Raw genomic sequence first — 14,088 nt, 5'->3', positions numbered from 1 at the left:
TACCTATCACTTTCAAATAAAGTACAAAAAGGATTAGTAAAAGGAATGTTTATTTTGAAGGTAATTTAAAAACATATTGGAAGGTGTAGTTCCTTGGTGGATCCATTTTAGCATATCGCAAAGAATACTCTCTATTGAAAACATTATTTACGATTACTCTAAATGTACCCCATTTCTTAAAGTCGTAGCCGGCTCTAAAATTAAAGACCAATTCGCCATTGTCATTTCTTTGTCTGTAACTATCAATTCCGGGAATTACTACAGTAAGAAAAGCATCGATTTTCTCAACAAAACCATAGTATCTTAAATCTGCTCCGAATGTAAAATTACCCGGTCTCAAATTTAAATCTGCTTTAAACAAATGCCTTTGTCTATACCTGAGCATTGGATCGATAATTTCATCATCGCTATTAAAAATACTCTTAAAGAATCTTTTCGCATAAGTCGTTGCTGAAATTAACTCACTGCCCTCTTCTAACTGAACTGGATAGGTATATGTGTAACCCATTAATAATCTAAATGGTGTTTTACCAAGTTTCCCCTCTCCTGTTGCTGAAAACTCAAAACCTGCGATTCTGGCTCTATCTAAGTTTTCACTTCTCACGCCAATATAATCGTATCGGTCTTCTACAGGTACTTCTATTGAATCTGGCAAAAATAAATTTGGCCTAAACTCTATCATATCAAAATACTCAGAAACAAAAAGTGCCCCATCCAGATAAGTTACAAAATCACCATTGCCCAATTGTTTTTTAATACCTAACTCTGTATTCCAACCGTATTCTGGTTTTAAATCAGGATTGGGATAAATAGGAATTGCTTCATCTGACTGATCGACAAAAGCCTCTGTAAAACTTGGAAAACGGAAGCCCTGACCAAATGAAGCCCTTAAACTTGTTCTCAGATTCAACCTGTAATTTCCAGCTAGCCTTACTACTGGGAATTGCTCTTTATCTAGACCATCAGCATCGAAATACTCATACCTCAATCCAATACTACCTGAAAATTTTTGTCGAATATATTCCGCCTGCATATAGGCAGATGCATTCTGCCCTTGTTTATTTCCAGTGCCATTGGGGTCTGTTACATCAAAATACTGCATGGAAGCACCACCAACCAATTTCAATCGCTTACCTAATGTTGTGTGGTATTGATAATCTCCTGTATATTGAGAGAAGTTGACATTTTCTACAAAATTGAGTGTTTCAAAGTGGTAATATCTTGTATTCAAGATATGCTTACTTCTTCTCTTATTAGTATAAACTAATTGAGGTTGCAGCGAAAATTGCCTGCGATGAAAAGGAATAACACCAAAACTTTCTGTATCTCCTTCTGCTCTATAAGGAATGTATGCACCTTCTTGATCATTTTGCCAAAACAGAAAATCAGCTTCTTCACTATCCATAATACCAGCTAACAGACTTAACTCTAATCCATAGTAGTCTTTTTTCCGCTTTTTAAGCTTTACAAAATATCGTTGCTGATTGTTATCTCCATTTTGGATGTAGCTATTCGCATTTATATAATTTCCTGAGATACCAATATCAAAAATACCTGCTTGCCTTAAATGCTTAAAACTTACTCCATACTCATAAGGAGCAGAACTCCACCAAGCCTGACTTTTATTTTTAGGCTTGTCATAAACCTGATAATATGTTCTTACTTCTGTTTCGGGAGTTTCGGTGGGATCAACAGTTCTGAGGTGAATAACACCATTGAGTGCAGAAGAACCATATAGTGTAGAAGAAGCTCCTTTTAATACCTCTATTTGTCCGGCTAGCTCTACCGGAAAAAAATTCCAGCGGATATCATTTCTGTCTGCAGTTATCAATGGAATTCCATCCAATATCATTTGAACTCTAGTTCCAGCTCCAAAAGCATAGCTACTACCCGACCGTATACTTACCTGCCCATCAGTTACAGTAATTCCAGGGATTTTTTCTAGTATCTGATCAACCTTAGTAACATTCACCTGTTCCATTAAAATTGGTTTAATAACTTCTACAGAAACAGGCTCTTCCATCAGGTCTTTTTCATACTTATTAGCGGTGATACTAACCAGTTCTAGTTGATTTACTGCTGGTTCTAATTGAATATTGAGCTCTCTCAATTCTCCAAGAGCAAGTTTAATTGGCAAAGTATCTTGCTCAAATGAAATATGCCTGACAATTAATGTATAATCGCCAGAATCTATTTCTACACTAAAATTTCCGTCTAAATCGGTGGAGGTTCCTTTAGAAACTTTATACAGTATTTGTACTCCGGGAATTGGCTGCCCAGTCTCAGCTTCTGTTACTTTACCAGATAAGTATGCTTTCTGTTTGTTTGCTTGCGAAAATACAAAATGCGAAAATAACAGGGGTAAAATTAAAAGGTAAAAAAATCTCATCTAACTGTAAATTTGAAGCGTATGCCAGCTTTTATTAAAAAGTGGTTTTCAGTACCTGTAGTATACTTTATCTCACCAAAATACACCATATTTTTCTCTGCTTCAAATTCTAGGCCCGCTCCAAGATTCACACCAGTAAATAAGTCGGTTTCTTTCTCCCTCGTTCCTTCTTTTCTAGATTTTTTAAGAAAGTTTAAACCAATCAACACATAAGGAATCTTAGTAGCTCCTTCCATCTCAAACACATAATTTAAATCTGTATCAATACTCCACCTTTTCTCTGTTACTGGATCGATCGACTTTGGAATGAAATAAATATATTGAAGATTTGCAGCAAGATAATCGGCGAGGTAAACCTGAGAATGAGCACCAATACCAGCTTGGTTAAAGCCTGCTCCAAAACCCAAGCTTGCTCCCAGTGTAACAGTTCTTTCTTTAATTACCGAAACTTTACTCGGCACTTTACCTGTAGTGGTAGATGCTTTATTACTAATAACTACCGGATTGGTTACTTCAGGCTTTTTGTTGCCTTTATTTTCTACAAAAGGATGTAGATAAGAATTATAAAATACGATACTGCCTATTAGCATTTTCCAACTTCTACCCTCTTTTTTGGCAATAATGGTAGCTACTCTTTTTGTTGGCTTATAGTTTTCAAAAATTGTTTGATGCTTCCCAGTAAATTTACCTTCAAAATAGACTTCTAGATAAATGTAACTCCCTTGCTTTACTTCTGACGTTTTAATGTTGGTAAATGAAATTGTAGGATTATCACTTTTAGAATAAAACAAGTCTAAGTCATTTAAATAGCGCTCTATATTGAGGTCTTTTACTTTATTGCTGCTTTGGTAATAAGAGGGATCTATATCATCTTCTACGATTACCTTGTTATCTAAAAAAATCTGATTTGCAGATTCTGTATAACTATTTTCTTTTAACTTATCTCTTTCTAGTTTGCTCAAACCGGGAGAAGCAATGGTATTCATAAGAAGTTCAAACTCCTGTATAAACTGCCCTGCTTCATATTGAATTTTCAATTTATCATCACTGCTAAGAGACTGAGCGCGTACTATAGCCGGAAATATAAGAAATAATATAATTAGCCTAATCAACTTCACTTTATTGAAATGTCTTGAAAAAATATTTGCCCAGTATAAAAACAAAGGCACAACTCAGATAATAGATATGCTTGCATTCTAAATTTTTTTAAAACAAAATATATCCGTTTTAGATTCAAGATATATACCTATTAATAAACGCCACAAAATTATCTTTTTATCAAATAACATACTGGTTTAAAGAAAATATTAAGGCTCAAATAAGGTTATATTCTTACATGTGGAATTTCTTCCCAATCTTAGAGTAGTATTAAATTATAATTCACTATAAATCAATTAATTACATTTTAAGCATAGTTTTTGAAAAAAAATATTCAAAAAAAACTGATAACTATGAAACGACTCGCACTCAATGAAGTATTAGGCAGTATCAAAAAAGACAGAATAGTACGTGAAAAGTATTTTACTAAAACTGTTAAGAAGGAGAACAATGGTTATAAATGTTACTTCATCGACTTAGATAATGGTAAATTCATTAAGGAGTTTATCAAGGCCTAAACGAACAACAAACAAGCAAAGATTTTTTATACCATCCCAAAGTGGATGGTTTTTTATTTTTAAATCTCCTCTCCTATTCGTATAATCTACCCTAAGACAAACTGGAACGTATCGCAACGTGTTTAAATAATTTGTAAGTTTGATCTATCAATTTTTCAATTATAAAAACTTATTGTTTTGGCAAAGAAAAATCATAAAAACAGAGAAGGTGTAGTTTACTCAACTAATTCTGATTTTGAATATAATGAACAATTTAAAGGGCTTCTGCAACCAGACACACTTGGCGAAACCCAACAGGATTTAAGAGTATTACTGGAAAAAAAAGGCAGAGGTGGTAAGCAAGTTACTGTAATTACTGGCTTTGTTGGTAAAACAAACGATTTAGAAACATTGGGTAAAAAGTTAAAAACTCAATGTGGTATTGGAGGTAGTATAAAAGATGGAGAGATTTTGCTACAAGGAGATGTTAGACAAAAAGCTAAAGATATTTTAATAAAAGCAGGCTATTCTAAAACTAAAGTAAGTGGAGGTTAATTAGGCAAAATTTAAATATTAAATTTGTAACATTTCAAGAAAGATTTTAATACACAATGATAAAAGTACTGTTTGTTTGTCTTGGCAATATTTGCCGATCTCCCATGGCAGAAGGAGTTTTTAAAGCACAAGTGGAAGAAGCTGATTTAACAGACCAAATAGAGTGCGATTCAGCCGGTATTATTGGTTATCACGCAGGTGAACTTCCAGATAAACGCATGAGACGCACTGCCAGCTCACATGGAATTACACTGACACACCACAGTCGCCAGCTATCTCCAGGAGATTTTGAAAAATTCGACTACATTCTTGGTATGGATGAAAATAACATGAAAGCCATTAGAGAAATGGAAAAATCTGTAAGCAATAAAAAGGCAAAGGTTTTTAAAATGCGTGAATTTGATGAGCAGCAATCTTCCAAAGATGTAGAAGATCCATATTATCAAGGAGACGAAGGTTTTGAAATTTGCTATCAGGTTTTGCGATCAAGCACTCAAAATTTCTTAGACTTTATAGTAGAAGAAAACAGCTAATTTGCTTATTTTTTTTATATCTCGGCTATTAGATTAAGAAATCACTCAAATTTGATAATCTAAAGCGCCAATACAAGTTCTGAGATTATACGATCTCCTGTAATTTTAATATTTTTAGATTTATTTTTTTGAAAAATAATTCCATGCAATTCCAGAACAAGAGGTGTATTTTTTTATTCACATTAATTCTGGTTGTTTCAGTTGGTTTTACGCAAGCACAAAATACCAAAAAAACAATCACTGTATTTATAGACCCAGGACATGGTGGTGGTGATCCTGGAAACGAAGCAAGACAAGATGGGATGAAAGATGAAAAACATCTTAATCTCGAAATTGCTACCAAGCTTGGCAATTATATATCTGAAAGAATAACTAATACTAAAATAATATACTCAAGAACAACAGACTCTAAAATCTCTCTTGATAGTAGAGTAGAAAGAGCAAATAAGTCTGGTGCAGATTATTTTATAAGCATTCATTGTAACTCGAATCCAAACAAAGCCATTTTTGGCACACGTACTCATATACACAGTAATAAGTTTGCATCTAGTAAAAAACTGGCAAATATTATAGAACATGAATTTAGCACCAGAGCTGGAAGAAAAAGCCGTGGTGTAATGGATGCCAGAGACAGAGGATACAATTTGCAAGCATTACAGTATACAAAAATGCCAGGTGTTTTAGTAGAATGTGGTTTTATGACTAACCCAACTGAAGAAAAGTTTTTAAACTCAGAGCTAGGCCAAGACTATATAGCTTCTGCTATTTTTAGAGGTTTTAGAACATTTTTAGATGAAGAAAATGTAAAAGTGGAAGATAGAAGCACGGTATATAAAGTGCAAATTATGGCATCTACCACTCCAGTGAATCTCAAAGAAAGTCGCTTTCAAAAACTAGATATTCGAGTAGAAGAATACAAGTTTCCAGGTCAAACCTACCAATATAGGTATATGGTTGGTAGAGAGTACGATTTAGACATTGCCAAAAAGCTTATGGCAAAACTTCGCAAAGAAGGATTTAAAGATGCTTTTGTTGTTAGTTTAAAAGATGGAGAGTACAAAACAAACAGGGTAAGTAGGTGAAATTTAATTTTTTATTAATATTATTTTGCTTTTAAGTTAAAAAAAATTATATTATTTTAATTGCCCTAATTTTTTCCACACATATTCAAGGACAAAGCTTTAATTAATTAAATGATGATACCAATAGAAAACTTTAGCAATTTATCTTTAATGGAAAAAGGCGCTATTGTTTTTGGCAATGGCAAATTGCTGTTTACCCAATATAAAGAAGGTTACAAAATTTCTCTGTTCGATTTAAGAGGTGAATTTTTTGAAGTTACTTCATCAAACGAAAGCACGAAACTAATTAAAATTGAGCAGCTTAACGATTATGATAAATTACAGACATATTATACAAACAAAGAGAATGGCCTCGCTGAATAATTGTATGTCTTACCTACTCCTGATCTGATTTTTTACCCCTCTCTCTGATTTAAATAAATAATCAGCAAGAAATTCTTATACTCTTTTTAACAAATTACTGTAAAATTTCAACTATATAATCCGATATTTTTCCGGAGTAGTTATATTTCTCAAACATTTGATGTAAACATTATTTTATATAATAAAACAGATAAGCAAATCAGTAAAATTTAATAAAATGGCTTCAATAACTTTTAAAGGAAATACAATTAACACTTCTGGAACATTGCCAGAAGTAGGTTCTCTAGCACCAGATTTTACATTAACTAAATCTGATTTAAGCGATACCACATTAGCTGACTACAAAGGCAAGAAAGTAGTACTAAATATTTTTCCAAGTGTAGATACAGGTATTTGTGCAGCTTCTGTAAGAGCATTTAATGCTAAAGCTTCTGAAGTGGATAACACAGTAGTTTTATGTATTTCTAAGGATTTACCTTTTGCACATAAACGTTTTTGCGAAGCAGAAGGACTTAGTGGTGTAGTTCCTACTTCACAATATAAAAACAATACTTTTGAAGATGCTTACCATGTAAGTATGGTAGAAGGTCCATTAGCAGGCTTATTTTCAAGAGCTGTAGTAATTCTTAATGAAGACGGAAAGGTAGTTTACACAGAACAAGTCCCAGAAATTGCTCAAGAACCTGATTATGAAAAAGCTATCGCAGCTATTTCTTAATAAGTTGAGATAATTTTATGAATAACGGCGGTCAAAGTTAATTTTGACCACCGTTTTTTATATCGATTTAGAACCCTCTTTATTCTTTTCGTTTTCTTTTATACCTACAACATAACATTTTCGGCACCTAGCTTCGTAAGCATTCATTTCTCCTAAAAGCACTTTGTCTTTTGATGCTACTAACCTGAAAGAATAAGATGCTACATCGCCACAACTGGCACATATTGCATGTAGTTTTGTTACAAACTCAGCAACACTCATTAATCCGGGCATTGACCCAAAGGGTTTACCTTCAAAATCCATGTCTAGTCCACAAACAATCACTCTGTGCCCATTGTTTGCTAGTTGTACACATACATCGATAATACCCTCATCAAAAAATTGAGCTTCATCTATCGCAATTACATCACCTTCTTTAGTAAACTTTTCAATTTCGGAGCTACTTGTAACAGCGATTGACTGCAAGCTATTTTTGTTATGAGAAACTACATTATGTTCATGATAACGTGTATCTACAGAGGGCTTAAAGATTTTAACTTCTTGCTGAGCAATTACTGCCCTTCTTGCTCTCCTGATCAACTCTTCAGTTTTACCAGAAAACATTGACCCACACACTACTTCTATCCAACCAGATTGGGGTTTATGAGGAGAGTTGTTTAATTGTGGTTCTAAAAACATATTAAAAGCTGTAAATTGAAAAAAAGAGCTTCAAATGTAGCTTGTAATCGTATAATTCTAAAATCTAATTTATTAATACAAATAAGAATATGAGCAACATTTTTTCTCAAAAGCAATAGATAATCTTATTTGTTTTGATCAAAAACTCCTTTTTTATAATTTAGATCAATCACTTATCAAAATTTTATTAATGAGATAAAAAATGTCTACAAAAAGAAATTTTTTTAAAAAGCTATTTACAGGAAGTATGGCAATCTTTGGAACAAGCAGTTTGGTAAATGCTGCATCAACAACTTCTGCACCATCTAAAAGTGGTGATTTTACCCACATGGTGTTTATATGGCTAAAAGAACCTGAAAATGAAGAACATCGAAAAACTTTTCTCAAAAATGCGAGAACCTACTTAAAAAAAGTAGAGGTCGTGGTTACTTCTTATATCGGAGTACCTGCAAACACACCAAGAGAAATCGTAGATAATTCATACTCTTTCTCTCTTGTTGTTACTTTTAAAAACAAGGAAGATCAAGATATCTACCAGACACATCCAGATCATGTTAAATTTGTCGAGGATACTTCTCATCTATGGAATAAAGTTCAGATTTATGATTCATTAAAAGTATAAGTTTATAATATTCCAGCTTCTACAGCAAAATGAATCACTGCATTTATATCTGAGAATCCGGTTTTAGCAAGTATATGCTTACGATGTGTATCTATCGTATACTTGCTAATTTTTAACTCCTTAGCTGCTGTCTGAGAATCATTGCCTTTAGCTAAACTTCTAAGTACTTTTAACTGCGCATAACTCAACTCTATCTTTTCTACCTCAGCTGAATTTGGTAACCTAACCAAAAAAAGACTTTTCTCACCAGACTTTACAAAAAACAGTGACTGATCAGTTTTTTTCCAATGGCTCACATTTGCCAGCATGCCAGATTCAGTTAAAGGTTTTTTCTCTTTATTTACCTCTAGCAGGCTTCCTCTTTGCAATATTTGAATTAGATTTTTATCTCTATCAATCATTCTGTAAGTATGAGCATATGTCATATTTTTCATTTCTTCTACACTAAAATGCTCAAACATATACTCAAAGGCTTTTCCTAAAGCTTTTGATACATAAATTTGATCTTCTGGATAAATAACATTCAAAACTGCTTGATAACCACCCTTTAAATAATCATGAGTTATATTGATAATCTCTTCACAATTTTCACTTATAAACTCATAGTTTTGCTTAGTATAATTAATAATAAATAACACCGATTGCTGGCTTTCTGCCAACTTATTAAGGATTTCAAAATCTTCTGACTTTAATGTTAAATTATTTGGCTCACCTACTCCCATGTTCTTCAATATCATTTTATTAAAGTGACTAAAAGCACTTTCCCCATTGTCTCTGAAAGTCATTAAAATTTGATTTTAGTTAAATTGATTATACCAAGCCTGCTTCTAATGCAAAATTGATAAGTTCGTTTGTGTCACTAAACTTAGTTTTAGATAACATGTGTTTACGGTGGGTTTCAATCGTATGCTTACTTAAATAGAGCGCCTCAGCAACATCATTGACACTTTTTCCTTGGGCTAATTGAGAGAGTACATTTAATTGAGCCTTAGTAAAATGGATTTCTTCTACATTAAATGTTTCGGGCTCAGCATATAACAACAAATTTTTAGTCGCCGATTTTATAAAAGCATAATGATACTTGCTTTTCTTCCAATGACTTACATTTGATGTAAAGCCTAATTCTATCTGATAATCTTCTTTAATCTCATGAATTTGACTTTTGTATAACAATTGAACATCTTGATTATAGCTATTTTTAATCCTCATGCTATACACATAATTCATGTTCGCCTTTTCATCTTCAGAAAAAGAGTTTTTAACAAATTCTCTTGCTATATCAATAGTAGCTCTAATCATATTTACATCTTCTGGATGCAGAATATGATTTACAAAATAATAATATCCATTTAAGATTAAGCTTTGGTGGGTAAGTCCAATTACATCTTCAACATTATCACTTACATATAAATATTTCTTGGTATGATGGTCAAGAATAGTGATAATTTTTCTTTGATTTTTTACCGCACTATCCAATAGAAATATTTCTCGAGAAGAAAATTTTAGTAGTTTATCATTTACACCAGCTAAATTTTTATTTACGAGTTGATTAAAAATAAAAAAATCTCTATTAGAATTTAAATTATTCATAAATTCTCATTTTCTGAGAGTATCAAAAAGAAATCGATAATAATTTGTAAAAGAGCGGTATTGTATAATTATTTTTTGGCAATATTAGCCTATGTAGTAAATCACTATAGTAAAGTAATAATTAATTTTGCTAAACCGTTTATATCACTTCATTTTTAACCTAAAAATACAAGTTTTCAGGTATTCAATAATAAAAAAAGAGAACAGTGAGTTTAAAATCTCAAGCTATTCTCTTCTAAAATTATTAATACTTACTACGATTAATCTAGTGTTTCGATAATCAAATTATGGTTCGTATAAATACAAATATCTGCTGCGATATTTAAACTTTCTCTTACCATTTCTTCGGCAGTAAGATGTGGAGCATGCTTCTTTAATGCAGTAGCAGCAGATTGCGCATACATACTACCAGAACCAATTGCAGCTATTTGATTATCTGGCTCTAAAACATCTCCAGTTCCTGAGATAACTAAAATTTCATCTTGAGAAGCTGCAATCATCATTGCTTCCAGCTTTCTTAAGAAACGATCTGTTCTCCAATCTTTTGCTAACTCTATAGCCGCTCTTTTAAAGTTGCCACCATGTGCATTTAGTTTTTCTTCAAATCTTTCCATTAAAGAAAATGCATCTGCTGTAGAACCAGCAAAACCGATTACAACTTTACCGCCTTGTAGCTTTCTAATCTTTTTCACATTACTCTTAGCTACAGTATTACCCATAGTAGCCTGCCCGTCTGCACCAATAGCAATTTTGCCATTATGCAAAACCGCACATACAGTTGTTGATCTTATTTTTGTCATCTCTTCTATTTTAATTTCCAATTATTCCTTTAACTTGTCAATCACTAAACCCACTTCCATAACACCTGAAATAGTCTCTTGTTCCATTTCTTGAGAGATCGAAAATTGATAAGTACCTGCCTCTTTAAAAGTGAAGCCATCTTCAACTGCCACTTCAAAATCGGCAATATCTCCCATAGCAGAACCATTTAGAGAGCCATTTTCTTTATCTCTAAGTTCCAATATATAAGGAGTTTCTACTACTTCGCCAGATGGGCTTGTCATTTTTAAATGCACTAATACTTCGGCAAAGCTAATACCCGATGTATGCCTTAAACCAATAATGATCTTGTATTTAGCATCTGTATCTGCGATGTTCACTGAGTAAGACGGGACATTACTTTTTTCCCAATTAAACTGTGGAATATCTTCGTACTGGTTAAGTAGTCTATTCTCATTACAAGAAAATAAAAAGAACAGTAAAGGTAGAATTAGTAGTTTTTTCATGAATACAATTTAGTTGTTAGAAAACAAGTGATTTTTATAATGGGTTTTAGTCAGATATGACTATTTCTACTTAAAACAATTTACTAACCGTTGATGTAATTATTTTCATTTTCTGCCAACTTTTCCGTAAAATCAATAAGATTTTATAAATTTTAAGAAATTTTTGACGTGGAAAACCTGACACTTTGGAAGAATTTCATTTTTATTTAATACGTTAAAAAAGTGATATTCCTATCTAAAAATGTTGATAGTTTAAATTTCAGAAAAGTAAATTTTAATCCAATAAAGAAAATCTTATGAAGCCAAAAGAATATAACAACGTAAGGATTCATTTTAAAGGCATTCATCCTTCGGCATGGGAACACCCTGCTGATCGTGCAGCCTTAAATGCCTTACAAAAAGTACCTGGATTGGACATTGCTATAAAAACTTTTGTAGGTGGTACTACCGAAAAATCTTTAAGATTAATTACGCTTGGCTCAGCGGTTAGAGTATCTAAAAAACAATTCCCGCAAATTCACGAAGTATATAAAGAAGCTTGTAAAACCCTCGATTTTGAAAAAAGACCTGAGCTATATGTTTCTCAAAATCCTTTTTTCAATGCTGGCGCTATAGGTATGGATAATCCTTTTATCGTACTCAACTCTGGTTTAGTTGATATTATGGATGATAAAGGAATTATGGGGGTATTAGGTCATGAGTTAGGACACATTAAAAGTGGACATGTACTTTACAAAACACTACTCATCTTAATGATTAGATTATCCACCTTTACTTTAAACATTCCGTTAAGTGGAATTGCCATTGCAGGTATAATTGCCGCTTTAAAAGAATGGGATAGAAAAAGTGAACTTTCTGCAGATAGAGCTGCTCTTTTAGCAGTACAAGATCCTGAGGCTTCTATTCAAATGCTAATGAAAATGGCAGGTGGAAGACAAATTGACCAAATGAATTTAGGTGAATTTATAGCTCAAGCAGAAGAATACAACAACTCTAACTCTTTAATGGACAATGTTTATAAATTCTTAAACACCATCGGTCTGTCTCATCCAATGCCAGTTATTAGAACACTAGAGCTATTAAACTGGGTAAGAAATGGAGATTACGAAGGCATTTTGAGAGGGTATTACAGTAAAGAAGCAAGCAACGATTTTAAGAAAGATTTTGAAGATGCTTCTAACAGCTACAAAGAAGACTTTAAAAATACTTTTGATCCAATATTAAAAAACACATCAGATAAAGCCAAAGAAATTTTTGACGGCCTGTTTAAAGGTTCTAAAAGTTAATTTATATTGGTTTTAAGATAAAAAAAGAGGACTAATTAATTAGTCCTCTTTTTTATGTATCATCAAGTGTCGACTCATCGGGCTCCTCTTTGTCATCATTCTTCTTCTTTTTCTTTTTCTTCTTCTCCTTCAAACTTTCACTACCTACATATTCGGTAAAACTATCTTCTTCATCTTCAGCCTCAACAGCTTCACCTTTTTTCTTTTTCTTCTTTTTCTCTTTTTTCTTCTTCTTACGCTTTTTCTTTTTGCCTTTCTTTCCGTTTTCTTCCAAGTCTTCCTCTACATTCTCACTAGCAAGTGAATCTCCTGCATTTTGGTTTTCAACAGCCATAGAATCTGTTTGCGCATTAGTAGAATCTGGACTACCAAACTCCATTTCATAATACCACTGATCTGCATTTTTAGGAGGTTCTTTTTTCTGAACTAATTGATGAGTAGAATCATCTTCTACATCTTCAACCTTAAATGGTCTTGGGTTTTTAGTACTAACCACTTTCGGATAATTGGCATTTCTTCGTTTCTTCTGGCTAGAAAAAATCTTTGTGAAAAAGTTAGATTTCTTTACTATACCATTTTTATTTCTTACAGTACTTTGCATTAGTTTACTTTCCACTGGTTCTTCACCATTGGCAAATACTAGTAAACCATAACTATTTTTAAAAGTATCTTCTTTTGCAAGGGCTAATGTATCTTCATCAAAACTTGGGGCTAAAAAAGAATCATCTGCGTATACATCTTCAGAAGATTCATCTCCACTCTCACCTTCTCCTTCAGGCTTAAAATAAGCAAAAAACTCATTGGGTGCTCCTCGTTGTGGCTGAAAACTACTCAAATAGGCAGGGCATACTTTTCTTGTACAGGATGACTGTAAAGCTCCAAGTAACAATAAAATATTAAAGATATATAGTTGAGATTTTTTCATTAATGTGGCCCCACCAATTTCTAAGAATCTACTTAACAGAATTTTATAATAAAAAGTGCTATTTTAAGCGATATCGTCCTCCTTAGTTAATGTTTTCATCGAATAACTACATTGAATTAAATCCATTACTACATTATAAAGAACTGTTTATTTAGTGATAGGTTGGAATACTTGGAATCGTATTGTTAAAGCATTAATAAGCTGTTGGTTTTAATTATATGTTACAACCCCAAAATGTTTGGCTTATTGCCACGAGTGGCAGCTTCTTGGATTAATTCGAACTGATTGATTAATAAAAGCTCTATTAAAATTAAAACCAAATTTATATATATAATTTTCAATGTTGAACTTCTATTAAAAAGCACATTGCTTAATAAGCTAATTTTGTTAATTAGAATTAGTTACTTTCTAAAAAAAATCTAGCTCACATACCCATAACAAAATATATTGGTCTGATTTCTGATAA

At 32.5% G+C, this 14,088-nt stretch carries 16 protein-coding genes; 8 read left to right on the top strand and 8 right to left on the bottom strand.

The genetic code is table 11. The features are described 5' to 3' along the window. Positions 1 to 49: 49 nt before the first annotated feature. Positions 50 to 2,389 (bottom strand): TonB-dependent receptor, encoded by a 2,340-nt coding sequence (locus OQ292_RS11570; protein ID WP_284682289.1) that lies wholly within the window; start codon positions 2,387 to 2,389, stop codon positions 50 to 52. After that, a complete protein-coding gene (locus OQ292_RS11565; RefSeq protein WP_284682288.1) occupies positions 2,386 to 3,501 on the bottom strand; it encodes a hypothetical protein in 1,116 nt (371 codons plus the stop codon). The genes OQ292_RS11570 and OQ292_RS11565 overlap by 4 nt, the downstream gene beginning before the upstream one ends. Positions 3,502 to 3,840: 339 nt before the next feature. Here OQ292_RS11565 and OQ292_RS11560 point away from each other — a divergent pair, with 339 nt between their 5' ends. The 6 genes from OQ292_RS11560 (at position 3,841) to tpx (ending at position 7,235) form a co-directional block, all read left to right on the top strand. Next, a complete protein-coding gene (locus OQ292_RS11560) occupies positions 3,841 to 4,005 on the top strand; it encodes a hypothetical protein (protein WP_284682287.1) in 165 nt (54 codons plus the stop codon). A gap of 177 nt (positions 4,006 to 4,182) precedes the next feature. After that, positions 4,183 to 4,539 (top strand): translation initiation factor, encoded by a 357-nt coding sequence (locus tag OQ292_RS11555; RefSeq protein ID WP_284682286.1) that lies wholly within the window; start codon positions 4,183 to 4,185, stop codon positions 4,537 to 4,539. Positions 4,540 to 4,595: 56 nt separating this feature from the next. After that, on the top strand, positions 4,596 to 5,072 hold the full coding sequence (locus OQ292_RS11550; protein ID WP_284682285.1) for a low molecular weight protein-tyrosine-phosphatase: 477 nt from the start codon (positions 4,596 to 4,598) through the stop codon (positions 5,070 to 5,072). A 143-nt stretch (positions 5,073 to 5,215) separates the two neighbouring features. Next, positions 5,216 to 6,154, top strand: coding sequence for an N-acetylmuramoyl-L-alanine amidase (locus OQ292_RS11545; RefSeq protein WP_284682284.1), 939 nt, complete (start codon positions 5,216 to 5,218; stop codon positions 6,152 to 6,154). Positions 6,155 to 6,265: 111 nt separating this feature from the next. Further along, entirely contained in the window at positions 6,266 to 6,517 is a 252-nt protein-coding gene (locus OQ292_RS11540) for a hypothetical protein (protein WP_284682283.1), read from the top strand. Positions 6,518 to 6,734: 217 nt separating this feature from the next. Next, positions 6,735 to 7,235, top strand: a complete 501-nt coding sequence (tpx, locus tag OQ292_RS11535; RefSeq protein ID WP_284682282.1) for a thiol peroxidase — start codon at positions 6,735 to 6,737, stop codon at positions 7,233 to 7,235. 57 nt (positions 7,236 to 7,292) lie between these two features. On the opposite strand, the gene OQ292_RS11530 is transcribed toward tpx, so the two are convergent. Then, positions 7,293 to 7,913 (bottom strand): thymidine kinase, encoded by a 621-nt coding sequence (locus OQ292_RS11530; RefSeq protein WP_284682281.1) that lies wholly within the window; start codon positions 7,911 to 7,913, stop codon positions 7,293 to 7,295. A gap of 202 nt (positions 7,914 to 8,115) precedes the next feature. On the opposite strand from OQ292_RS11530, the gene OQ292_RS11525 reads away from it, so the two are divergent. Further along, the gene (locus OQ292_RS11525; RefSeq protein ID WP_284682280.1) at positions 8,116 to 8,535 is read left to right on the top strand and encodes a Dabb family protein; all 420 of its coding nucleotides are present in this window, start codon (positions 8,116 to 8,118) and stop codon (positions 8,533 to 8,535) included. Between the two features lie 2 nt (positions 8,536 to 8,537). Here the strand turns inward: OQ292_RS11525 and OQ292_RS11520 are convergent, their stop codons facing one another. The 4 genes from OQ292_RS11520 to OQ292_RS11505 form a co-directional block, all read right to left on the bottom strand. Continuing rightward, positions 8,538 to 9,320 (bottom strand): LuxR C-terminal-related transcriptional regulator, encoded by a 783-nt coding sequence (locus tag OQ292_RS11520; RefSeq protein WP_284682279.1) that lies wholly within the window; start codon positions 9,318 to 9,320, stop codon positions 8,538 to 8,540. A gap of 25 nt (positions 9,321 to 9,345) precedes the next feature. Further along, positions 9,346 to 10,125, bottom strand: coding sequence for a LuxR C-terminal-related transcriptional regulator (locus tag OQ292_RS11515; RefSeq protein ID WP_284682278.1), 780 nt, complete (start codon positions 10,123 to 10,125; stop codon positions 9,346 to 9,348). Between the two features lie 260 nt (positions 10,126 to 10,385). Continuing rightward, positions 10,386 to 10,925, bottom strand: a complete 540-nt coding sequence (gene hslV / locus OQ292_RS11510; protein WP_284682277.1) for an ATP-dependent protease subunit HslV — start codon at positions 10,923 to 10,925, stop codon at positions 10,386 to 10,388. 21 nt (positions 10,926 to 10,946) lie between these two features. Beyond that, the gene (locus OQ292_RS11505; protein WP_284682276.1) at positions 10,947 to 11,411 is read right to left on the bottom strand and encodes a gliding motility lipoprotein GldH; all 465 of its coding nucleotides are present in this window, start codon (positions 11,409 to 11,411) and stop codon (positions 10,947 to 10,949) included. Between the two features lie 296 nt (positions 11,412 to 11,707). Between OQ292_RS11505 and OQ292_RS11500 the strand changes: the two genes are divergently transcribed. Beyond that, positions 11,708 to 12,697: a M48 family metallopeptidase gene (locus OQ292_RS11500; protein WP_284682275.1), complete on the top strand. Its 990-nt coding sequence runs from the start codon at positions 11,708 to 11,710 to the stop codon at positions 12,695 to 12,697. A 52-nt stretch (positions 12,698 to 12,749) separates the two neighbouring features. Here OQ292_RS11500 and OQ292_RS11495 read toward each other — a convergent pair whose 3' ends face one another. Then, positions 12,750 to 13,622: a hypothetical protein gene (locus tag OQ292_RS11495; protein ID WP_284682274.1), complete on the bottom strand. Its 873-nt coding sequence runs from the start codon at positions 13,620 to 13,622 to the stop codon at positions 12,750 to 12,752. Between the last annotated feature and the right edge of the window lie 466 nt (positions 13,623 to 14,088).

It is taken from the genome of Chondrinema litorale (assembly GCF_026250525.1).
In the GTDB taxonomy this organism is placed as follows: domain Bacteria; phylum Bacteroidota; class Bacteroidia; order Cytophagales; family Flammeovirgaceae; genus Chondrinema; species Chondrinema litorale.
This window is presented reverse-complemented; position numbering and strand designations above follow the sequence as displayed.

What these genes read in the sequence shown, in the direction of transcription:
- OQ292_RS11520 (WP_284682279.1), bottom strand. Translation starts at nt 9,320, where the DNA reads ATGACTTTCAGAGACAATGGGGAAAGTGCTTTTAGTCACTTTAATAAA.
- OQ292_RS11570 (WP_284682289.1), bottom strand. Translation starts at nt 2,389, where the DNA reads ATGAGATTTTTTTACCTTTTAATTTTACCCCTGTTATTTTCGCATTTT.
- OQ292_RS11550 (WP_284682285.1), top strand. Translation starts at nt 4,596, where the DNA reads ATGATAAAAGTACTGTTTGTTTGTCTTGGCAATATTTGCCGATCTCCC.
- OQ292_RS11505 (WP_284682276.1), bottom strand. Translation starts at nt 11,411, where the DNA reads ATGAAAAAACTACTAATTCTACCTTTACTGTTCTTTTTATTTTCTTGT.
- hslV (WP_284682277.1), bottom strand. Translation starts at nt 10,925, where the DNA reads ATGACAAAAATAAGATCAACAACTGTATGTGCGGTTTTGCATAATGGC.
- OQ292_RS11515 (WP_284682278.1), bottom strand. Translation starts at nt 10,125, where the DNA reads ATGAATAATTTAAATTCTAATAGAGATTTTTTTATTTTTAATCAACTC.
- tpx (WP_284682282.1), top strand. Translation starts at nt 6,735, where the DNA reads ATGGCTTCAATAACTTTTAAAGGAAATACAATTAACACTTCTGGAACA.
- OQ292_RS11495 (WP_284682274.1), bottom strand. Translation starts at nt 13,622, where the DNA reads ATGAAAAAATCTCAACTATATATCTTTAATATTTTATTGTTACTTGGA.
- OQ292_RS11530 (WP_284682281.1), bottom strand. Translation starts at nt 7,913, where the DNA reads ATGTTTTTAGAACCACAATTAAACAACTCTCCTCATAAACCCCAATCT.
- OQ292_RS11525 (WP_284682280.1), top strand. Translation starts at nt 8,116, where the DNA reads ATGTCTACAAAAAGAAATTTTTTTAAAAAGCTATTTACAGGAAGTATG.
- OQ292_RS11500 (WP_284682275.1), top strand. Translation starts at nt 11,708, where the DNA reads ATGAAGCCAAAAGAATATAACAACGTAAGGATTCATTTTAAAGGCATT.
- OQ292_RS11560 (WP_284682287.1), top strand. Translation starts at nt 3,841, where the DNA reads ATGAAACGACTCGCACTCAATGAAGTATTAGGCAGTATCAAAAAAGAC.
- OQ292_RS11540 (WP_284682283.1), top strand. Translation starts at nt 6,266, where the DNA reads ATGATGATACCAATAGAAAACTTTAGCAATTTATCTTTAATGGAAAAA.
- OQ292_RS11545 (WP_284682284.1), top strand. Translation starts at nt 5,216, where the DNA reads ATGCAATTCCAGAACAAGAGGTGTATTTTTTTATTCACATTAATTCTG.